Genomic DNA, 21444 nt, shown 5'->3' on the forward strand with positions numbered 1-21444 from the left:
ACCCCAAATGTTTCGTTCTTATTATTTATTATAGAGATTTATTGTAATTTTGGGAAGTGATTTCACCTGGGAATGTCAGATTCCTGTTCTGGCGGCTGGTATTTTTGACGAAAGAAAAGACCACTTATGTTTTTTCATAAGTGGTCTGGTCGAGTTATTCTTTGTCGCTAGTTTCTTCTGGTTCTGTGGTATTTGCATCAGCTGTCGGTTCAGCAGTGGTTTCCTTTTGACGGATAACAATCTTGTCTTCTCGCAAGACAGCTTCCAACTCTTTAACTGCTGGGTGATCCAGATAAAATTCGGCAATGCCGTCTTCGATTTGATCTTGGATGGTCCGACGCAATGGCCGAGCACCCATAGAAGGATCATATCCCAAGTCCACCAGTTTTTCTTCCACGGCTTTGGTGACGTGGATGTGTAAGTGCTGCGGTGCTAACATCTTGTTTACATCCGCAAGCATCAATTCCACAATGGTCAAGAGATTTTCTTTGGACAAAGTCTTGAATTCGATGATCCCGTCAAAACGGTTTAAGAACTCAGGCGTGAAGAAGTTATTCAATTGACCTAAGACGGAGCGGGTGATGCCTTCACGAGTTGCGGCAAAACCTACATTGGCTTCCACATTGCCGGTGCCGGCATTGGAGGTCATGATGATCAAGGTGTCTTTGAAGCTGACTGTACGACCTTGAGCGTCCGTCAAGCGACCATCATCTAGAATTTGTAAGAACATGTGCAGAACATCTGGATGTGCCTTTTCGACTTCGTCTAGCAAAATCAAGCTGTAAGGATTCCGGCGAACTTTTTCTGTTAATTGACCGGCTTCTTCATAACCTACATAACCAGGAGGGGAACCGATGAGTTTGGACACACTGTGTTTTTCCATGTATTCGGACATATCAAAACGAATCATGGAGTCTTCTGAGCCAAAGAGTTCATAAGCCAGTTGTTTTGCCAGCTCGGTTTTTCCGACCCCAGTAGGACCTACAAAGAGGAAGGAGCCGATTGGGCGATTTTGTTTGCCGAGGCCTACGCGGTTTCGCCGGATGGCTTTGGCGACTTTGTCCACGGCTTCGTCTTGCCCGATAACGTGTTGCTTCAAATCAGTGGCAAGATTTTTCAGTTGTGTTTGTTCTTTTTGCTTCAATTCGCCAACTGGAATGCCAGTTTTTTGTTCCACGATTTGTTCCATGTCTTTTTCTGTGATGACAGGGGTTTGTTCTTCACTGATTTGTTGTGATTTCATGGCAGTGAGTTTGTTGATTTGATCTCGATAGTAAGCTGCTTTTTCGAAATCTTCTTCAGTAGAAGCTTTTTGTTTTTGTTCTTCGGCTTCTTTTAATTTCTTATCAATAGTTTTCGGATCGACAAATTGAATGGTTAAGTTTTTCTTCGAACCAGTTTCATCCAATAAGTCAATGGCTTTATCTGGTAAGAAACGATCTTGGATGTAGCGGTTGGATAAGTTTGCCGCCGCTTCAATGGCTTCATCCGTGTATTTTACATGATGATAGTCTTCGTAGCGAGGTTGCAAACCTTTTAAGATGGTAATAGTTTCTGCCACGGTAGGTTCGTCCACGCGCACGGGTTGCATCCGGCGTTCCAATGCCGCATCTTTTTCGATGATCCGGTATTCGTTTAAGGTAGTAGCACCCACCATTTGCAATTCACCCCGGGCTAATGCGGGTTTTAAGATATTACCGGCGTCCATATTGCCATCTCCAGCCGCACCAGCACCGACGATTTCGTGTACTTCATCGATAAAGAGGATGACATTTTCCGCTTGTTTGATTTCTTCAATCAATTTTTGAATTCGTTCTTCAAACTGTCCTCGGATACCTGTGCCGGAAACTAGGGAAGCCACATCTAACCGAATGACTTCTTTGTCGATTAGTTTTTGGGGAACGTCTCCGTCCACGATCTTTTGGGCAAGGCCTTCTACTACGGCCGTTTTCCCAACACCGGGTTCGCCGATTAAGACGGGATTATTTTTCGTGCGGCGGTTGAGAATTTCGATGACTCGTTGAATTTCTTGATCACGGCCAACTACCGGATCAATACCACCGTCCCGGGCGATTTGCGTTAGGTTAATCCCGTATTCGCCCAATAAACCTTCTCCTTGACCGCCTTGGTGAGGAGGTTGACCTCCGTTAAAGTTATTGCCGCCAAATTGAGTTGGGGGTGTTTGGTTGTTTGGATTTTGTCCTTGTTGCGACTGACGGGAGATTTGTCGAAACAGATCATCCAGGGAGCCGAAACCAAAAGGATCTTGTGCCATCATAGAAGATTGACCTCCTCGTTTCAATTGTTGATAACAACTTTGACAATAGTCCAGTTGTTTACGCTGGCCATTTACATTTGCATATAAATGAATCGTAGCCTCATTCTTTCCGCAATTTTGACAAAGCATTGTTTCACAACCTTTCTTATGAACCAATCTGGACATCAGACTGGCAGTGCTTGTTTCTTTAATTGTAACCCGGTTCTTCTTTTTGGTAAAAAGAAAAACCTTGTTTTACGTGGTTAGTTATCTTTTGACCATTACTGACCAACGACTTTATTATACTCCATATTTTATTTCATGCAACTTTTGTGTTTTCTCAATTGCCTCATTTTGAACTAGGGGGCAATCGGGAAAGAAAAACCCGTCCTTTCCATGCTCTAGCTTGCTAGAGTAGGCTTAAAAAAAGAGAAAACGGTTGTAGATTTCAAGAAAAAATGGTAACCTTAGAACTTGAGAGGGTGGTTTCTCGCTTTGTGCCGAGATGAGCGCCCCTACCAAAAAACTTTGTTCTATAAAGGAGACCGATCAATATGGAAAAGAAAGACTTTCACGTAGTAGCAGAAACAGGGATTCACGCACGTCCAGCTACCTTGTTAGTACAAACTGCTAGCAAATTCAGCTCTGACATTAACTTAGAGTACAAAGGAAAATCTGTTAACTTGAAATCAATCATGGGCGTTATGTCTCTTGGTGTAGGTCAAGGTTCAGACGTTACCATCACTACTGAAGGTGCTGACGAAAAAGAAGCGATTGAAGCAATCGTAGAAACAATGAAAAAGGAAGGATTGTCTGAATAATATGGTTGAAAAGCTAAAAGGGATTGCCGCAAGTGACGGCATTGCTGTTGCAAAAGCTTACCTGCTAGTTCAACCGGACTTATCTTTCAAAAAAGAATCAGTGGAAGACACTGCTGCCGAAGAAAAACGTCTTGACGATGCTTTGGCGCAGTCTTCCAATGAGCTGACTCTAATTCGTGAAAAAGCAGCGAAAAGCCTCGGCGAAGCAGAAGCGCAAGTTTTTGACGCTCATTTAATGGTTTTAAGCGACCCAGAAATGATTGGTCAAATCAAGCAAAATATTACGGATAACAAGGTCAATGCTGAATCGGCCTTGAAAGAAGTTACCGATATGTACATCGGTATGTTTGAAGCAATGGATGACAACGCCTATATGCAAGAACGGGCTGCGGATATCCGGGACGTTGCAAAACGAATCTTGGCGCATTTGATTGGCGTAACGCTACCAAATCCTTCTATGATTAATGAAGAAGTGGTAGTTGTGGCTCATGACTTAACACCAAGTGATACAGCTCAATTAGATCGTACGTACGTCAAAGCCTTTGTTACCGATATCGGTGGGCGGACTTCTCACTCTGCTATCATGGCCCGGTCTCTTGAAATTCCAGCAATCGTTGGGACAAAAGAAATCACGGCTAAAGTAAATGCAGGGGACATTTTGGCAGTTAACGGTATCGAAGGGGATGTCATCATCAACCCGACCGATGACCAAGCGGCCGAATTCCAAGAAGCAGCAGCGGCTTACGCAGCGCAAAAAGCGGAATGGGAAAAACTAAAAGAAGCAAAAACGGAAACAGCAGACGGTGTTCACTTTGAACTAGCTGCCAACATTGGGACTCCAAAAGATTTAGAAGGGGTTCACAATAACGGCGCCGAAGCAGTCGGCTTGTACCGTACCGAGTTCTTATACATGGATTCTCCTGATTTTCCAACCGAAGAAGACCAGTTTGAAGCATACAAAGCCGTTTTAGAAGGCATGGATGGCAAACCGGTTGTCGTACGGACAATGGATATCGGTGGGGATAAAGAACTTCCTTATTTGCAATTGCCTCATGAAATGAATCCTTTCTTGGGTTACCGGGCATTGCGCATTAGCTTGTCACAACTAGGAGACGACATGTTCCGCACACAATTGCGTGCTTTGTTACGGGCTTCTGTTTACGGCAATTTGCGCATCATGTTCCCAATGGTAGCTACTTTGAAAGAATTCCGGGCTGCGAAGAAACTCTATGAAGAAGAACGGGCAAAATTAATTGCAGAAGGCGTTAGCGTTTCCGATTCGATCCAAGTAGGGATTATGATCGAAATTCCAGCTGCAGCTGTTCTTGCAGATAAATTTGCAAAAGAAGTTGACTTCTTCAGTATTGGAACCAACGACTTGATTCAATACACTATGGCAGCTGACCGTATGAATGAACAAGTTTCTTACTTGTATCAACCATACAATCCTTCCATCTTGCGTGTAATCAAGAATGTTATTGATTCTGCGCATAAAGAAGGCAAATGGGCTGGTATGTGTGGCGAAATGGCCGGGGATCAAACTGCTGTACCATTACTAGTTGGGATGGGCTTAGATGAGTTCTCTATGAGTGCCACATCTGTCCTGAAAACTCGTAGCTTAATGAAGAAATTGAATACGGCTGCCATGAAAGAATTGGCAGACCGTGCGTTGCAAGATTGCGACACTATGGAAGAAGTACAAGCTTTAGTCCAAGAATACTTGGAAAAATAAGCAAATACGAAATCCAGGCGACAGAGAATTTTCTCTGTCGTCTTTTTTTGTTATCTGGCTGAAAGGAAAATCGGTCTTTAGCAGGAGGACGGGAGAATTTGATATGTTATAATCAGGTAGTAGTTAATGCTTACGAGTGTTAAGTGACGGAAATGGTGAAAAGGTTTGGAGGTTTACACGTTGAAAATCGGTTTTTTTACGGACACGTATTTCCCTCAGGTCAGTGGGGTTTCCACGTCGATCCGGACATTAAAAGAACAGTTAGAAAAAAGAGGTCATAAAGTTTACATCTTTACGACCAGCGATCCCAATGCCACCGGCTTGGAAGAAGACATCATTCGGATGCCTAGTGTACCTTTGATTTCTTTTACCGATCGCCGCATTGTGGTGCGAGGCATGTGGTATGCCTATTTGATTGCTAAGGAATTGGAATTAGATTTGATTCATACCCATACTGAGTTTGGCTCAGGATTGTTGGGCAAGATGGTAGGGAAGAAATTAGGGATTCCCGTGATCCATACGTACCACACCATGTATGAAGATTATCTTCACTATATCGCCAAGGGCAAGGTGTTACGCCCCTCTCATGTGAAGTATTATTCCCGTTTGTTTACCAATCACACTACTGGGGTAGTTTGTCCAAGTGAGCGGGTAATCGACACGTTACGATCTTACGGAGTGGAGAGTCCCATGCGGATTATTCCCACGGGGATTGAGATTGAGAAATTTAAACGTCCCGATATTACGCAGGAAATGTGTGATGAGCTGCGGCTATCTCTGGGGATTCGTCCGGATCAGATGTTGTTATTGTCATTGAGTCGAATTTCTTATGAAAAAAATATTCAAGCAATTATTCAAGGGTTCAAAGACATTTTAGTAACTTTTCCTGATGCGCGGCTTTTAGTCGTAGGGAAAGGTCCTTATAAGGAAGATTTGGAAGAATTAGTGGCGGATTTAGGTTTAGAGGAACAAGTAACCTTTACCGGTGAAGTGCCGAATGATGAAGTAGCGATTTATTACCAAGCGGCGGATTATTTCGTCAGTGCCTCTACTTCGGAAACCCAAGGCCTGACCTATACGGAAGCCATGACAGCGGGGACGCAGCTAGTGGTGGAAGGCAATGATTATTTGAACAATCTATTAGACGATGAGTCTTTAGGGGTGACTTTTGCCACAGATGATGACTTTGCCCAAAGTTTCGTGGACTATGTCAACAGTGGCATTAAAGGAAATCCGCAAGTCTTAGAAGAGAAGATGTACACGATTTCCGCAGATCACTTTGGCGAGTCCATGTTGGCTTTTTACAATGATATGCTTGCTTATCATCACGAGAAAAGTCTTGTGAAAGAGCCTAAAAAATCCATGAAAAAAGTCAAAGTAAAATTAGCGCCAGCCTTGAAAAAGGTCGTGCGCAAAAGCTGACTTATTTTAGTAGTTAAAGACAGACAAAAATCACACTTTTTGCGTATACTAAAGGTGTGATTTTTTTGATTGTGGAAATTGAGGAGGATGGACATGAAAATTGGTTTTATCGGAACAGGCGTCATGGGACATGCCATTGTGGGGCACTTGCAAAAGGCAGGTCATGAACTTCACGTGTACAATCGGACGAAAGCGAAAACGGCAGACTTGGTAGCTGAAGGTGCGACTTGGCACGATACCCCGGCACAAGTGGCAGCAGCCAGTGAAATCATCTTTACCATGGTGGGGTATCCCAGCGATGTGGAAGAAGTATATTACGGACCGGTGGGGATTTTCCAAAGTGAGATCAGCGGCAAGGTCTTAGTGGATTTGACCACCAGTACCCCTAGTTTGGCTGAAAAAATTGCAAAAACGGCCAGTGAAAAAGGCGCCAGCAGTTTGGATGCTCCGGTTTCCGGTGGGGATTTAGGAGCGAAAAATGCCACTTTGACCATTATGGTAGGTGGGGATGATGCCACATTCAACCGGGTTTTGCCGCTTTTTGAAATCATGGGGAAAAGCTATGCCTTACACGGCGGACCGGGTAAGGGGCAACATACGAAAATGGCCAATCAAATCATGATTGCCGGCACGATGACCGGTATGACGGAGATGTTGGTTTACAGTCGTGCGGCAGGGCTTAATCAGCCTAAGGTTATCGAGACCCTTGCTGGGGGCAGTGCCAGCAACTGGTCCATGGAAAACTATGGCCCCCGGATTTTAAAAGAAGATTACAGCCCAGGCTTCTTTGTCAAACACTTTATCAAAGATTTAAAAATTGCCTTGGATGAAGCGGCGAAAGTGGGGCTTGACTTGCCGGCGACCACGCTGGCGAAAGACCTTTACGAGAAATTGGCGGACAAAGGCTTCCAAGATGATGGCACCCAAGCCTTAATCAAGCTTTGGTGGTCATAAAAGGGCAAAAAAAGTTTGATTTTTTTGCGAAAATCGATGCATGTCTAACGGGCTTCTGATACAATGATACAGGATAAAGAAAGGGAGGCTTTCGTTTATGAAAAGTTCACAGCTAGTCGCCATCATCAAACGTTTGGAAGCAATGACTGAAGCGACTGACAACGAGATCCAAGTTCGCCGGTTTGAAAAAGAAGGCGTAGAAAAATGCTTGGTTACCTATGACAAGGCTACCGAAACATTCGAATTGACAGAATCCGATTCACAACAAAGTTACCAATTCGACAATATTGATATCGTTGCAATGGAGATTTATGATCTGATTCAATAGCAACGGCCCGTCATGAAGGTTTGACACAAAAAGCGCAACAGCTGAACGTAAGGTTCGGCTGTTGCGCTTTTTCGATTGCTTATGAGGATTGATTAAGCAAGTGTGATAGTAGAAAGCCCGGTCCATTCGGCAAAGAGCTCAGGAACCGTCGTCTTTTCTTTGATTCGGTGGACCTGGGCGCCGGCAAAAATCAGACCTTCTTGGGGTTTTTCTGTAACGGAATTCAAGAGCATTTGAGAAATACAATAAGGAATCGTCTTACGGTCACAGTGTTTTTTCGACAGGCAGTTGCGGCACCGTTCAATCGGGATCCGTTCTTGGGCGGATCGCTGGGTGAACTGATTGTGAATCGCACGGCCAGGCATGCCTACGGGACTCTTGATGATTTCGATATCGGTTTTTTTAGCATTTAAGTACATCTGTTTATACGAGTCGGGGGCGTCGCATTCTTCGGTTACCACAAAACGGCTGGCGATTTGTACACCACTGGCGCCTAAGTCTAAATAATGCTGGATATCCTGGCGATCATAAACCCCACCGGCAAAGACCACGGGAATCTTTTGTTGGAACTGCTCCTCGTAAACGGCTACTTCTTTTAAAATCTTGCCGAATTCGACGTCCATTTGTTCTGGTGCCATGTGGGCATCTTCATAGGAAAAACCTAAATGGCCGCCAGCTTCGGGACCTTCTACGACTACTAAGTCGGCGGTACGCTGGTAGCGCTTGGCCCAAGTGCGCAAAATCACTTTCGCCGCTTTGGCAGAAGAGACGATTGGGGCGATTTTGGTTTTGCTGTTAGCGACAAGTTCCGGTAAGTGAATCGGGAGGCCCGCACCGGAAATAATCAAGTCCGCACCGACTTCTACGCAGCGCTTTACATAGCGTTCGTATTGATAAGTGGCGCACATGATATTAAAGCCGATGATACTATCACTGCCGGCAATTGCTTTGGCTTTTTGATATTCTGTTTCGATGGCTTTAAGGTTGGCTTTTAAGGGACCTTTATCAAAAGTTGGATCTTGATAGCCAATCTGGGCACAAGAGAGGATGCCCACGCCACCGGCCTTTGCCACGGCACCGGCTAAGCGGGAAAGGCTGACGCCAATGCCCATACCTCCTTGAATAATTGGAAATCTGGCTGTTAAGTCGCCAATCGTTAATGTAGGTAATGTCATAAGAAACTCCTTAGGGAATGTTTTCGTAAATTACTTTGATTGTCAAACTAATGTTCAGTCTAGTGGGGTCCGACCTAAAAGTCAATAAGATTTTAGAAAACCTTTGATAAACCGCTATTTTATAATGGTCCAATTATTTTTTATAAAAAAGTATTGCATTACGAAACATTATCCTTTATAGTTTGATAGTCAAATGATTTGATAATCAAACTAAATTGATAGGTGGTGAAACCAGTGGAACCCAATTTGGCAACGGTTAACGATTATCTGGTTAGTGTGTTTAATGATATTTTGGTGATTGAAGAATCGGAATTAAAGAAATCCCAATTCAACGATTTATCCATTACCGAGATGCATACGATTGAAGCAATCGGCATGTATAAGAAGAAAACCACGACCGAGGTAGCAAAAGAGCTACAGATTACGGTGGGGACACTGACGACTGCAATCAATCGTTTGGTAAAAAAAGGGTATGTGGAGCGACTGCGGAGCGATGATGATCGCCGAGTTGTAAAACTCTCCTTAACAAAGCAAGGGAAGCTGCTCTTCCGGGTGCATCAGTACTTTCACCGACAAATGATCAAAAATGTCTTAAAGGATATGAGCCCTGAAGAAGAAGCAATACTATTGAAAGCCTTAAAGAATCTTCATGATTTTTTACAGGAATATAAGTGAGTGAAGAGATGGAAACCTACGCAAAAATAGAGGCAACAGCCAGCTGCTTGCCAGAAAAAATCATCACCAATGATGACTTGGCTAAAATCATGGATACTTCAGATGAGTGGATTTCTTCTAGGACCGGTATTAAAGAACGGCGGATTTCCACCGGGGAGAATACTTCTGATTTGTGTACCACTGTGGCGCAAAAACTCTTGGCTGCAAGTGGTGTTGCGGCAGAAGAATTGGACTTTATCTTAGTGGCTACTATGTCACCGGATTATCAATGTCCTTCCACGGCTTGTTTGGTCCAAGGAAGAATCGGTGCGATCAAGGCATTTGCTTTTGATCTTGCGGCGGCTTGTTCCGGCTTTGTTTACGCTTTAGCCATGGGGGAGAAATTGATCCGCACGGGAGCGAAGCGGGGCATCGTTATCGGTGGGGAAGTGCTTTCTAAAGTGGTGGACTGGCAAGACCGCAGTACCGCTGTGCTTTTCGGCGATGGCGCTGCTGGTGTGTTACTCAGTGACACCGGTACGTATCCTTTGATTGAAAAGGAAGTCTTGGCGGCAGATGGAACTAGGGGAGACTCACTAACGTCGGGGTATCGTGCCTTAGAAAATCCCTACTATCAAGAAGACAGTGGACAAACTAGCGCTTTAACCATGGATGGTCGGGAGATATTCGACTTTGTGATCCGGGATGTGGTGAAATCTTTACAGGCAATGCTAGGGGATGAAGCACAAGATATTGATTATTTTCTCTTGCATCAAGCCAATGCCCGAATTTTGGAGAAGGTGGCTCGTAAACTCAAGCTTCCCCAAGAACGCTTTTTACAAAATATGAATCATTATGGCAATACTTCCGCAGCAACGGTTCCTTTACTGCTTGATGAAGCAGTACAAGCCGGACAGTTACGCTTAGGAAGTCGACAAAAACTGGTGCTTTCAGGATTTGGCGGAGGATTGACCTGGGGACACTTGGTCATCCGTCTTTAAACCTGTACACATAAATCAAACAAAAAACTACAAACAACCAATTGGAGGAGATCTCATGATTTTTGAAAAAATTCAAGCAATCGTCGCAGAAGAACTAGGTAAGGAAGCAGAAGAAATTACATTGACTACAAATATCCAAGAAGATTTGGATGCTGACAGCTTGGACTTATTCCAAATTATCAATGAAATCGAAGACGAATTCGATGTAAAGATTGAAACAGAAGAAGGCATCAACACCGTTGCTGATCTTGTAAAATACGTAGAAGCACAACAAGCGTAACACTGTGGCTAGGCGAGTAGCCTAGCTTTTCTTTTAAAGGAGGAAAACTTTTCCTCTTTTAAAAGAAAAAAATAAGGAGCAGTCTATGAAAACAGCTTTTTTATTTAGTGGCCAAGGAGCCCAATATACTGGCATGGGCCAGGAATTATACCATACAGAACCAATCATGAAAGCGACCTTTGACGAAGCCTCTGAGGTTTTAGGATACAGCGTGGCAGACTTATGCTTTGAAGCAAGTGAAACGGAGCGGCTAAACCAAACTGCTTTTACGCAACCGGCGATTCTAACCGTGAGTATCGGACTTTACCGAGTTTTAGCAGCCAAAGGGTTTCGGCCAGATGCCGTAGCGGGCTTGAGTCTAGGGGAATACAGTGCGTTAGTAGCTAGTGGCGCTTTAGATTTTGCCGATGCTGTGGCCTTGGTAGCGAAGCGCGGGGCTTATATGGCCCAAGCGGCACCGGCAGGCAGTGGCAAGATGGTAGCGGTGATGAATGCCGACGCAGCTTTAATCGAGGATTGCTGTAAAGAGGCCAGTCGATTAGGCATCGTCACTCCTGCCAATTACAATACCCCGCAACAAATCGTCATCGGCGGGGAAGCGGCGGCGGTAGATGAAGCCGTGGCTCTTTTGCAAGCAGCCGGAGTGAAACGAATGATTCCATTAAATGTCAGTGGACCCTTCCACACGGCGCTTTTGGCACCGGCGGCGGAGCAATTAGGTAAAACTTTACAAAGTGTGCCGTTTCATAAAATGCAAGTACCAGTGGTGAGCAACACTACGGCTCAGGTAATGGAAGCAGAAGAGGTGAAAGGACTTTTGGAACGCCAAGTCATGTCACCTGTGCGCTTTTACGACAGCATCCATACCTTGAAAAACTTAGACATTACCCGAGGAGTCGAAATCGGACCTGGGAAGACCTTAAGCGGCTTTATGAAAAAAATCGACAAGACCATTGCCATGACACGGGTGGAAGATGCGGCGACATTGGCTGAAACCATCCAAGCATTGCAAGGTTGATTGGAGGAACAGATGGAGTTACAAGGAAAAAATGTGCTGATTACCGGTAGCACTCGGGGAATCGGTTGGGGCTTAGCTCAGGCTTTCGCAAAAGAAGGCTGTAATATTGTATTAAACGGTCGGGGCATTGTTGACCAAGCTTTGATTGAAGAAATCGAAGGCAATGGAGTGCGCTGTGTTGCCGTCTCTGGGGATATTGCAGAGTTCGAACGGGCTGGGGAAATGGTTAAAGAAGTGGAAACGACACTGGGACCCATCGACATTTTGATTAACAATGCCGGCATTACCAATGATAAATTGGTCTTGCGCATGACCGGTGAAGACTTCCAAAAAGTAGTCGATATCAATCTTGGCGGGACTTTCAACATGACCCAACACGTCTTAAAGAAAATGATGAAACAACGCCGAGGAGCCATTATTAACATGGCGTCGGTTTCTGGCTTAATGGGAAATCTAGGCCAAGCCAATTACGCCGCGAGTAAAGCTGGTGTGGTAGGCTTCACGAAATCAGTGGCCAGAGAAGCTGCGAGTCGTGGCATCACGGTGAATGCCATCGCCCCAGGTTTTATCGAAACTGATATGACCGCTTGTTTGACGGATAAAGTCAAGGAAGCCGCTACCCAGAACATTCCTTTGCAACGCTTTGGTCAAGTGGCAGAAGTTGCCCAGGCCGCGATTTTCTTAGCCAAGAGTCCTTATATTACCGGCCAAGTCCTCAATGTCGACGGGGGCATGGTTATGCAAGGCTAAAGAGCCTTAGACAGTCTTACCTGCTGAAAGGAGCATGGACAAATGACAAGAGTAGTCATCACAGGATACGGTGTCGCTTCGCCCATTGGCAATGACAGCGAAACCTTTTTAGAAAGTTTACAAGAAGGAAAAAACGGGATTGGTTCGATTACCCGCTTTGATGCTAGTGAGACTGGCATTGGGGTTGCCGGGGAAATCACCGACTTTCCGTTAGAAAAATACTTCATTAAAAAAGATACGAAGCGTATGGATTTGTTTTCCCTTTATGGAATTTATGCCGCGCTAGAAGCCATGGAAATGGCAGGACTTACCAAGGAAACTGTGGATGATCCAGATCGCTTTGGCGTCATGGTATCTTCTGGTATCGGCGGCTTACCGACGATTCAAGACCAAGTCACTAAGATGAACGCCAAAGGGCCAAAGCGGGTTTCTCCGATGTTTGTGCCCATGTCCATCGTGAACATGGTTGCAGGAAATATCGCTTTACGAGTAGGGGCAAAGGGAATTTGTACCTCTACTGTAACTGCTTGTGCCTCTGGGACTCACTCCATTGGAGAAGCGTTCCGGAACATCAAGCATGGCTATGCGGATATGATGTTAGCCGGGGGCGCGGAAGCCAGCATTTGTGAAATCGGCATCGCCGGTTTCGCTTCTTTAACTGCCTTAACGGATGAAACAGATCCTGATAAAGCTTCGATTCCTTTTGACAGCAAGCGTTCTGGTTTTGTTATGGGAGAAGGGGCCGGCGTCTTAATGCTGGAATCTTTAGAGCATGCAAAGGCCCGGGGAGCAAAAATTCTCGGGGAAGTCGTAGGTTATGGAGCAAACTGTGATGCATACCACATGACTGCACCGGCCCCAGATGGTTCGGGTGCTGGTAAAGCAATGAAATTAGCGCTGAATGAAGCTGGTGTGGCGCCAGAAGAAGTGGGTTATATCAATGCCCATGGGACTTCGACTCCGGCCAATGACCAAGCAGAAGCTAAAGCGATTCATTATGCTTTAGGGGATGCAGCTAGTGATGTTTATGTCAGCTCAACGAAATCCATGACCGGTCACCTTTTAGGTGCGGCTGGGGGAGTTGAAGCTGTGGCGAGTCTTTTAGCCTTGCAACACCAATTCATCCCACCAACCATCAATGTTACAGAACAAGATCCTGAAATCGACTTAAACGTAGTGAAAAATGAAGCAGTTGCTGCCAAATTAGACTACGCTATGAGTGATTCACTAGGCTTTGGCGGCCATAATGCCGTTATCTTGTTGAAACGTTGGGAGGCTTAAACATGGAATTTCAAGAGATTCAAGCATTGCTAGAGCAATTTGATCAATCCAGTTTAACGGAATTTGATTTAAAAGACGGGGCTTTTGGCCTGTATTTCAATAAAAATCAAGAATGCCGACCAGTCGTAACCGGAACGAATGAGGTTACGACTGCGGCTCCAGTCGAACCGCAACCAGTTGCTGTGACACCTGCAAAACACGAAGTCAAATCCTTGTCTAATGAATCTTTGCCACAGGCAGCTCCGGTGGTAGAAGCAGAGGGTACTGAGATTGTTTCGCCGGTGGTGGGGGTTGTTTACTTGAAGCCTGCACCGGATAAACCTGACTTTAAAAAAGTTGGCGACCGGGTGGAAAAAGGCGAAGTCGTGTGTATCGTGGAAGCCATGAAAGTCATGAACGAAATCACTGCCGAGGTTGCTGGCGAGATCACCGCTGTGTTAGTGGAAAATGAGCAAGTGGTGGAGTACAACCAAGGACTATTCAAAGTGAAAGAAGGGTAATTTATGAGCGTTTTAACGATTGAAGAAATCAAAGCAATCATTCCCCATCGCTATCCCATGTTGTTAATCGACCGGGTGGAAGAACTAGAAGCAGGCAAGCGCATCGTGGCGAAGAAAAACGTTACGGCAAATGAACCTTTTTTCCAAGGACATTTTCCTATGGAACCGGTTATGCCTGGGGTACTAATTGTGGAAGCCATGGCTCAAGCTGGAGCTGTCGCACTGTTGTCATTAGAGGATTTTCAAGGGAAGACCGCTTATTTCGGAGCGTTGGACAAAGTGAAATTCCGGAAAAAAGTCGTGCCTGGTGACAGTTTGCGCTTAGAAGTAGAAATTCAAAAAATCAAAGGATCCGCCGGCGTGGGCAAAGGGATTGCTTACGTAGATGGCAAAAAGGCCTGTGAAGCGGAATTAACCTTTATGATTGGCTAGGTGAGAAGATGTTTCGAAAAGTATTAATCGCCAATCGGGGGGAAATCGCCGTGCGGGTGATTCGCGCGTGTCGTGAGTTAGGAATTCATACGGTGGCGGTGTATTCGGAAGCCGATAAAGATGCCTTGCATGCGGAATTAGCAGACGAGGCGATTTGCATCGGACCGGCGAAAGCCAGCGAGTCTTATTTGAATGTCCAGCAGATTTTAAGTGCGGCCATTGTGACGAACGCCGAAGCGATTCACCCTGGATTTGGCTTTTTATCAGAGAACAGCCGTTTTGCTTCCATGTGTGAGGAACTCAACATCACATTTATTGGGCCCGATAGCGAAACCATCGATGCCATGGGCAACAAGATCAATGCCCGAAAACTGATGATGGCCGCCGATGTACCGGTAATTCCTGGTAGTGGCGGAGTCGTAAGGGATGTGGAAGAAGCTTTGGCCTTAGCCGAAGAAATCGGCTATCCGGTCATGCTAAAAGCAGCGGCTGGGGGTGGTGGCAAAGGGATTCGTAAAGTCATGAGTCAAACCGAGCTACCCCAACACTTTGCTTCCGCCCAACAAGAAGCCAAAGCAGCCTTTGGCAACGATGATATGTATTTGGAAAAGATCATCTATCCGGCTCGCCATATTGAAGTGCAGATTCTCGGGGATGCCTTTGGAAATGTGATTCACTTAGGGGAACGGGATTGTTCCTTACAACGAAATAATCAAAAAGTTATGGAAGAAGCACCTTCATTGGTGATTAGCCAAGACAAACGGGCGGCCATTGGTGCTGCGGCAGTGCGGGCAGCGAAAGCTGTGAACTATAAGAATGCGGGGACCATTGAGTTTTTAATGGATCAAAGTGGGGATTTCTATTTTATGGAAATGAACACCCGGATTCAGGTGGAACACCCTATTACGGAAATGGTCACGGGTATCGACTTAGTGAAAAAGCAGTTGGAAATCGCCGCAGGAGAGCCAATCGGTATCGCCCAAGACGAAGTACAACTGACGGGACACGCCATTGAATGTCGAATTAATGCGGAAAATCCTGCCTTTAACTTTGCTCCATCTCCAGGGAAGATCGAGAATCTTTTCTTGCCAAGTGGTGGTCTGGGCTTACGAGTGGACAGTGGCATGTATTCCGGTTACCGGATTCCGCCTTATTATGATTCTATGATTGCCAAAATCATCGTGCACGGGGAAACTCGTTTTGAAGCCTTGATGAAGATGCAACGGGCTTTAGGCGAGTTGGTCACAGAAGGCGTGATTACCAATGCAGACTTCCAAATGGATCTGATCAGTCACCCTCAAGTAATCGCCGGTGATTATGATACGGCCTTTTTACAAGAGGTCTTTTTACCAGATTGGCAACCAGAAGTACAATAATCAAAAGCGAACCCCACCTTGGCTGTGGCTGTGGTCGGTGGCTAGCTTCCCAGTCCCCTAGAATCAGTAGCGGACTGGGTATTTAGCCCTTAAGTAGGAGGCAGAAGGATGGCTTTATTTAAAAAGAAGAACTATATCCGGATCAATCCTAATCGTGATCAAGTACCTGCCGCAAAGCCAGAGGTACCGGATAATTTATGGGCAAAATGTCCCAACTGTAAACACATGCTCTACACAAAAGATATCGGCTTGGAAAAGATTTGCCCTTATTGTAGTTATAATTTTCGGATCAGTGCTTGGGAACGGATCGCCATTACCATAGACGAAAAAAGTTTTGAGGAATGGGACAACAATCTTTTCACCAAAGACCCGTTATCCTTTCCTGGTTACGTGGAGAAGGTCACGAAAACTCAGGAGAGCACCGGCTTAGATGAAGCGGTACTCACAGGGAAAGCGACGATTATGGGGAATTCATTGGCCTTAGGAATCATGGATTCTCATTTCATCATGGGGAGCATGGGAACTGTCGTGGGGGAAAAAATTACTCGACTGTTCGAAAAAGCCACCCTTGAAAAACTTCCTGTGGTAATCTTTACTGCTTCCGGTGGAGCCCGGATGCAAGAAGGCATTATGTCTTTAATGCAAATGGCAAAAATCTCTGCCGCGGTGAAGCGCCATAGTGATGCTGGTTTGTTTTATTTAACCGTTTTGACCGATCCGACCACCGGGGGCGTCACGGCCAGTTTTGCCATGGAGGGGGACATTATTTTAGCCGAACCCCAAAGTATGATTGGTTTTGCCGGACGGCGGGTCATCGAACAGACGATTAAACAAGAATTACCGGAAGATTTTCAGAAGGCGGAGTTTTTGTTGGAGCACGGCTTTGTGGATCAAATCGTGCCCCGAACAGACATAAAAGAGCGAATCTCTCAGTTACTACGACTACATGATGGAAGGAGTTGGGGCGTCCAGTGACGAGTGCAAATGAAATCGTGCAATTAGCGCGAGCAAAAGAACGCCCCACTTCTTTGGAGTTTTTTGAAGAAGTCTTTACCGGCTTTCAAGAGTTTCACGGCGATCGGTTGTTTGCAGATGATGAGGCGATTACTGGGGGTATAGCTTATTTGAATGATTTACCAGTTACGGTAATCGGAATTCAAAAAGGCCGGGATTTAAAGGAAAACTTGCAACGAAACTTCGGTGCTCCCCATCCAGAAGGCTATCGTAAAGCTTTGCGCCTTATGAAACAAGCCGAGAAATTTCAACGTCCCGTAATCACCTTTATCAATACTGCCGGTGCTTTTTGTGGGATTGGTGCGGAAGAACGAGGAGAGGGCGAGTCCATCGCGAAAAATCTGATGGAAATGGCTACCTTAAACGTGCCAATTATTGCCATAATCATCGGGGAAGGCGGCAGTGGTGGTGCTTTGGCCTTGGCTATGGCAGATGAAGTCTGGATGCTAGAACACTCAATTTATGCGATTTTGTCTCCAGAAGGCTTTGCTTCGATTTTATGGAAAGATGGCAGTCGCGCAGCAGAAGCGGCGGAACTAATGAAGATTACCGCTAGTGAATTGCTAGAACTGGGTGTAGTGGACAAGGTGATTCCGGAAATGATTCGAGGACATCGGATTGAACGGCGTCGCTTAATGGAAAATGTACGACAACAGCTGACCAAGAAATTAATGGAATTATCCCAGTTACCACGAACGGAATTAATCGAGCAACGCTATCAGCGTTTTCGGAAATATTAAAACGGGCAGTCTTCTAGTGGGAAGACTGCTTTTTTTGTATAAAAATACATAAATTGGCGAAAAAGTAAATAAAATCCGTGCAATCTCTCAATTCTTGTGATAGGATGTATATTATATTAAATATATCGATAATATTGTATAAATATTTAAAGGAGGAGTGGGTTTTTATGAAGAAGTTTATTAAGTGGTCAGTGATTTTAGGGGGCGTCTTTTTATTAGGCGCATGTGGTAGTGGCGCTACTACCGGTACTAGTAGCAGCCAAAAAAGTGAAGGGAAACTAGCGGCCATTAAAAAAGCTGGGGTCTTAAAAGTCGGCACATCCGCTGACTTCCCACCTTTTGAATTTCATACGATGGTAGACGGGAAAGATACCATCGTAGGAGCCGATGTGGACATGGTGAATGCCATTGCCGAGGAGTTAGGCGTCAAAGTTCAATGGAGTGATACGGAGTTTGATCCGATGCTAGCTTCTTTGCAACAAGGAAACCTAGATATGGGAGTTTCTGGGATCTCGGCTACGGAGGAACGGAAACAAAACATGCTCTTTACGGATAATTACTATGCGCCTAAGCAAAACGTCGTCGTGAAGAAAGATAATTTGGATAAATATACGAATATTGCCAGCCTGGCCGGCAAAAAAGTCGGCGCACAAAAAGGCTCCATTCAGGAAGGAATTGTCAAAGATCAATTCACGGACTCTCAGTTAGTCTCGGTAGGGAAGATTCCTAGTTTGGTGGTGGAAGTAAAACAAGGCTCCATCGATGCCTTGGTCTTAGAGGATAAAATCGCCGAGTCTTATGTGGCTCAAAATGCTGATTTAGCTTTGGCGGACATCGAAGTGACTTCCTCTGATGATGAATCCTATGCGATTGCTTTGCCAAAGGGCAGTGAAGATTTGCAGGCGGAGTTGAATAAAATTTTGGCAAAACTTACAGAAGAAGACAAGATTGACGAGTTTGTGGAAAAAAATACCGCATTGGCAAATGAGCAAGCCAAATAAGCCATTGGAGCGATGACGATGAATCTTGACTTTTTAGCCACGTATTATCCCTATTTTCTCTATGGGACTTTGGTGACCCTAATTATTTCCATTGTGACCATCTTTTTTGGCACCGTTATTGGGATTTTGATGGCCTTACTGAAACTGTCAAACCCTAAGCCTTTGCGCTGGTTCGCCAATTTGTATATCGAGATTTTCCGAGGGACACCTATGCTTTTGCAGATCATGATTGGTTTTACCTTGTTGCAAAATATCTTTCGCTTGCCCTTGATTTCCATTGGGATTTTAGATATCGATCTGAGTCGGTTATTGCCCGGGATCATCGTGATTTCTTTGAATTCTGGGGCTTACGTGGCGGAAATCGTCCGGGGCGGGATTAATGCCGTGGATTATGGTCAGACGGAAGCGGCGGGGTCCTTAGGTTTGCGACCACTTCAGACCATGCGCTACGTGGTTTTACCTCAAGCTTTGCGGAATATCTTGCCTCCATTAGGAAATGAATTTATCGTTTTGATCAAGGATTCTTCCTTGTTGTCGATTATCGGGATTTATGATTTGATGAACAGCGCCCAAATCGTGATTTCGAGCTCTTTTAATCCATTAGGTCCTTATTTAATCGCCGGCTTGATCTACTTGCTTTTAACGTTTACCACCTCCAGATTGCTCAGTCGCTGGGAAAAACACTTAGGCAAAGGCTATCATCGTTAGGAGGGAAAAACATGGAGGCACTGATTCAGGTCAAAGGTTTGGAAAAGTCTTTTGGAAAGCAGCAAGTCTTAAAAGGTATCGACACAGAAATTCAAAAGGGAGAAGTGGTGGTCATCATTGGGCCTTCAGGTTCAGGAAAGAGTACCTTTTTGCGCTGCTTAAACCTGTTAGAGACGCCAACGAAAGGGCAAGTGATTTTTGAAGGAGTGGACATCACCGCTGCTAAAAACGATCTTTATACCATGCGGGAAAAGATGGGCATGGTCTTTCAAAATTTCAATCTATTTCCCAATTTAACGGTGATGGAAAACTTAACCTTGGCACCGGTAAAAGTGAAGCGACAAAGTAAAAGCGAAGCCGAGGCTTATGGAGAGCATTTGCTTAAAAAAGTCGGCTTACAGGATAAAGCTGGGGCTTATCCCCAGTCCCTTTCCGGCGGGCAAAAGCAACGTATCGCTATCGCTCGGGCTTTGGCTATGCAGCCAGATGTCATGCTCTTTGATGAACCTACTTCCGCTTTGGATCCGGAAATGGTGGGGGAAGTCCTGCAAGTCATGAAAGATTTGGCTAAAGAAGGCATGACCATGGTCATCGTGACTCATGAAATGGGCTTTGCCAAAGAAGTGGGCGATCGTATTTTGTTTATGGATGAAGGAATCATCATGGAAGAAGGCCTGCCCCAAGAACTTTTCGAACAACCGCAAAACCCGCGAACGTGCGATTTTCTATCCAAAGTTTTATAAGAAGTGATGAGAAAAGCCTGCCAAGAAAATCTTGGCGGGCTTTTTGCTGGACTTACAGGATTTTAGACAAAAAGAAAAAGCCTTGAGGATTCAAGACTTTTAGGCTAAGCGGGTGACGAGAATCGAATCTCACTCTTAGCTTGTTTAGATACATTTTTATGCCTGTTTCTACCTATTAAAATGTGTAAAACCGTTTTTAGGTGGAATTTTAATTTGGGTACTTTGTGGGTAATTCAGCTTTTTACATTCTCAAATGTCAAATTAAGCTAGACAAATCGTCCTGACGCACATGACTCAAAAATACTTCCAATGGTGTCTTGTAATGCAGTGATTTTCTGGGAATATGGTTTCTTTTAGAAGCGACACTCTGAATGAATGATTCGGGGACTTCTCTGAAGTCCATTGACTTAGGAAGCCCATCTTTACGAAGCAACCCGTTTGAATGTTCGTTCAGCCCGCGTTGGGAAGGAGTTCCGGGATCAGCAAAAAAGATCTCGATATCATTAGTATTGCTGATCGATTTCCAGTTGGAAAACTCTTTGCCACAATCAAAAGTGATGGTCTTGAAAAGGTGTGGTGGAAAAGTTTGAAACCAATGATTCAATGTAAGTTCAATGTCTTTTGCCTGTCTACCAGCGGGTTTTAAGGTAATGATTGCTTTGGATAGGCGCTCCACTAGCGTAATCACAGCACTTTTGTGCTTCACTCCAACAATTGTGTCACCTTCAAGGTGACCGAATTCTTCATCGAAATTCTGATAGCGGGCGTTTCTTTCGTGAATCGTTCTTTTGTAAGCTTGCTTACCACGTTTCTCTTGGTGTCCATTGGGTTTACGCTTCCCTTTCATTGGCAAATCCAAAATATTGAACTCATTGTTTTTGAACTTCCGATACAAAGTGCGCGCCGAGCAATCAATTATTTTCTCGCCACGACCGATGAGCACATCTGGTGGCCACCCTTGATTGACCATCTTTTGAATGTATCTTGTTTGATCATCAGGCAAGACAATGGGGCGTCTGCCGCAGCGGGATTTGTTTTGCTTGTATTGTTTGTAGTAATCCAGCGCATTCTTTCCCTGTTCCAATGCGTGATAGACATTGTAGATCGTTTGTCGAGAGCGTTTTAGAAGTCCCGCGACTTTGGAAGCGGGTTGGTGTATATGGAAATAAGACTCTATCAATACGAGTTCGTCTGGTGTAAGATGGGTGTAGGCCATTTGTGCTCACTCCTTATAATTCTTTCGACGGAACTATTTTG

Annotated in this window: 22 protein-coding genes; 19 read left to right on the forward strand and 3 right to left on the reverse strand. The window is 44.9% G+C overall.

Annotated elements, in window-relative coordinates; translation table 11 throughout:
- Positions 1-154: 154 nt before the first annotated feature.
- Complete coding sequence (locus I579_RS10540) at positions 155-2407, reverse strand: ATP-dependent Clp protease ATP-binding subunit (RefSeq protein ID WP_034810337.1); 2253 nt, start codon at positions 2405-2407, stop codon at positions 155-157.
- A 404-nt stretch (positions 2408-2811) separates the two neighbouring features.
- On the opposite strand from I579_RS10540, the gene I579_RS10545 reads away from it, so the two are divergent.
- From I579_RS10545 to I579_RS10565, 5 genes are all read left to right on the forward strand, one after another.
- Positions 2812-3078: a phosphocarrier protein HPr gene (locus I579_RS10545; RefSeq protein WP_010753392.1), complete on the forward strand. Its 267-nt coding sequence runs from the start codon at positions 2812-2814 to the stop codon at positions 3076-3078.
- A gap of 1 nt (position 3079) precedes the next feature.
- A complete protein-coding gene (gene ptsP, locus I579_RS10550; protein WP_010753393.1) occupies positions 3080-4810 on the forward strand; it encodes a phosphoenolpyruvate--protein phosphotransferase in 1731 nt (576 codons plus the stop codon).
- A 180-nt stretch (positions 4811-4990) separates the two neighbouring features.
- Positions 4991-6232, forward strand: coding sequence for a glycosyltransferase family 4 protein (locus I579_RS10555; protein WP_010753394.1), 1242 nt, complete (start codon positions 4991-4993; stop codon positions 6230-6232).
- Between the two features lie 93 nt (positions 6233-6325).
- The gene (locus tag I579_RS10560) at positions 6326-7186 is read left to right on the forward strand and encodes an NAD(P)-dependent oxidoreductase (protein ID WP_010753395.1); all 861 of its coding nucleotides are present in this window, start codon (positions 6326-6328) and stop codon (positions 7184-7186) included.
- Between the two features lie 97 nt (positions 7187-7283).
- The gene (locus tag I579_RS10565) at positions 7284-7514 is read left to right on the forward strand and encodes a YkuJ family protein (RefSeq protein ID WP_010753396.1); all 231 of its coding nucleotides are present in this window, start codon (positions 7284-7286) and stop codon (positions 7512-7514) included.
- Between the two features lie 92 nt (positions 7515-7606).
- Here I579_RS10565 and I579_RS10570 read toward each other — a convergent pair whose 3' ends face one another.
- On the reverse strand, positions 7607-8689 hold the full coding sequence (locus tag I579_RS10570) for an NAD(P)H-dependent flavin oxidoreductase (RefSeq protein WP_010753397.1): 1083 nt from the start codon (positions 8687-8689) through the stop codon (positions 7607-7609).
- A 234-nt stretch (positions 8690-8923) separates the two neighbouring features.
- On the opposite strand from I579_RS10570, the gene fabT reads away from it, so the two are divergent.
- The 14 genes from fabT (at position 8924) to I579_RS10640 (ending at position 20187) form a co-directional block, all read left to right on the forward strand.
- Entirely contained in the window at positions 8924-9364 is a 441-nt protein-coding gene (gene fabT, locus I579_RS10575) for a fatty acid biosynthesis transcriptional regulator FabT (protein WP_010753398.1), read from the forward strand.
- An 8-nt stretch (positions 9365-9372) separates the two neighbouring features.
- The gene (locus I579_RS10580; protein WP_034810399.1) at positions 9373-10344 is read left to right on the forward strand and encodes a beta-ketoacyl-ACP synthase III; all 972 of its coding nucleotides are present in this window, start codon (positions 9373-9375) and stop codon (positions 10342-10344) included.
- A gap of 55 nt (positions 10345-10399) precedes the next feature.
- Positions 10400-10624, forward strand: coding sequence for an acyl carrier protein (locus I579_RS10585; RefSeq protein ID WP_010753400.1), 225 nt, complete (start codon positions 10400-10402; stop codon positions 10622-10624).
- A gap of 85 nt (positions 10625-10709) precedes the next feature.
- A complete protein-coding gene (gene fabD, locus I579_RS10590; protein ID WP_010753401.1) occupies positions 10710-11642 on the forward strand; it encodes an ACP S-malonyltransferase in 933 nt (310 codons plus the stop codon).
- A gap of 12 nt (positions 11643-11654) precedes the next feature.
- Positions 11655-12392, forward strand: coding sequence for a 3-oxoacyl-[acyl-carrier-protein] reductase (fabG, locus tag I579_RS10595; RefSeq protein WP_010753402.1), 738 nt, complete (start codon positions 11655-11657; stop codon positions 12390-12392).
- A 42-nt stretch (positions 12393-12434) separates the two neighbouring features.
- Positions 12435-13673, forward strand: a complete 1239-nt coding sequence (gene fabF / locus I579_RS10600; RefSeq protein ID WP_010753403.1) for a beta-ketoacyl-ACP synthase II — start codon at positions 12435-12437, stop codon at positions 13671-13673.
- Between the two features lie 2 nt (positions 13674-13675).
- A complete protein-coding gene (gene accB / locus I579_RS10605) occupies positions 13676-14173 on the forward strand; it encodes an acetyl-CoA carboxylase biotin carboxyl carrier protein (protein WP_010753404.1) in 498 nt (165 codons plus the stop codon).
- Positions 14174-14176: 3 nt separating this feature from the next.
- Positions 14177-14605, forward strand: a complete 429-nt coding sequence (gene fabZ, locus I579_RS10610) for a 3-hydroxyacyl-ACP dehydratase FabZ (protein WP_010753405.1) — start codon at positions 14177-14179, stop codon at positions 14603-14605.
- A gap of 8 nt (positions 14606-14613) precedes the next feature.
- Positions 14614-15981: an acetyl-CoA carboxylase biotin carboxylase subunit gene (locus I579_RS10615; protein WP_010753406.1), complete on the forward strand. Its 1368-nt coding sequence runs from the start codon at positions 14614-14616 to the stop codon at positions 15979-15981.
- A 108-nt stretch (positions 15982-16089) separates the two neighbouring features.
- Positions 16090-16956 carry an acetyl-CoA carboxylase, carboxyltransferase subunit beta gene (gene accD / locus I579_RS10620; protein ID WP_010753407.1) on the forward strand — a complete coding sequence of 289 codons (867 nt, stop codon included), beginning with the start codon at positions 16090-16092 and terminating at the stop codon, positions 16954-16956.
- Complete coding sequence (locus I579_RS10625; RefSeq protein ID WP_010753408.1) at positions 16953-17735, forward strand: acetyl-CoA carboxylase carboxyl transferase subunit alpha; 783 nt, start codon at positions 16953-16955, stop codon at positions 17733-17735. Before accD ends, I579_RS10625 begins: the two co-directional genes overlap by 4 nt.
- Positions 17736-17902: 167 nt before the next feature.
- Positions 17903-18736, forward strand: a complete 834-nt coding sequence (locus I579_RS10630) for a transporter substrate-binding domain-containing protein (protein WP_010753409.1) — start codon at positions 17903-17905, stop codon at positions 18734-18736.
- 18 nt (positions 18737-18754) lie between these two features.
- On the forward strand, positions 18755-19444 hold the full coding sequence (locus tag I579_RS10635; protein ID WP_010753410.1) for an amino acid ABC transporter permease: 690 nt from the start codon (positions 18755-18757) through the stop codon (positions 19442-19444).
- 11 nt (positions 19445-19455) lie between these two features.
- Positions 19456-20187 carry an amino acid ABC transporter ATP-binding protein gene (locus tag I579_RS10640; protein ID WP_010753411.1) on the forward strand — a complete coding sequence of 244 codons (732 nt, stop codon included), beginning with the start codon at positions 19456-19458 and terminating at the stop codon, positions 20185-20187.
- A gap of 256 nt (positions 20188-20443) precedes the next feature.
- Here the strand turns inward: I579_RS10640 and I579_RS10645 are convergent, their stop codons facing one another.
- Entirely contained in the window at positions 20444-21403 is a 960-nt protein-coding gene (locus I579_RS10645; RefSeq protein ID WP_010752838.1) for an IS30 family transposase, read from the reverse strand.
- Positions 21404-21444 lie beyond the last annotated feature (41 nt).

It is taken from the genome of Enterococcus asini ATCC 700915, assembly GCF_000407365.1.
Taxonomy (GTDB): domain Bacteria; phylum Bacillota; class Bacilli; order Lactobacillales; family Enterococcaceae; genus Enterococcus_C; species Enterococcus_C asini.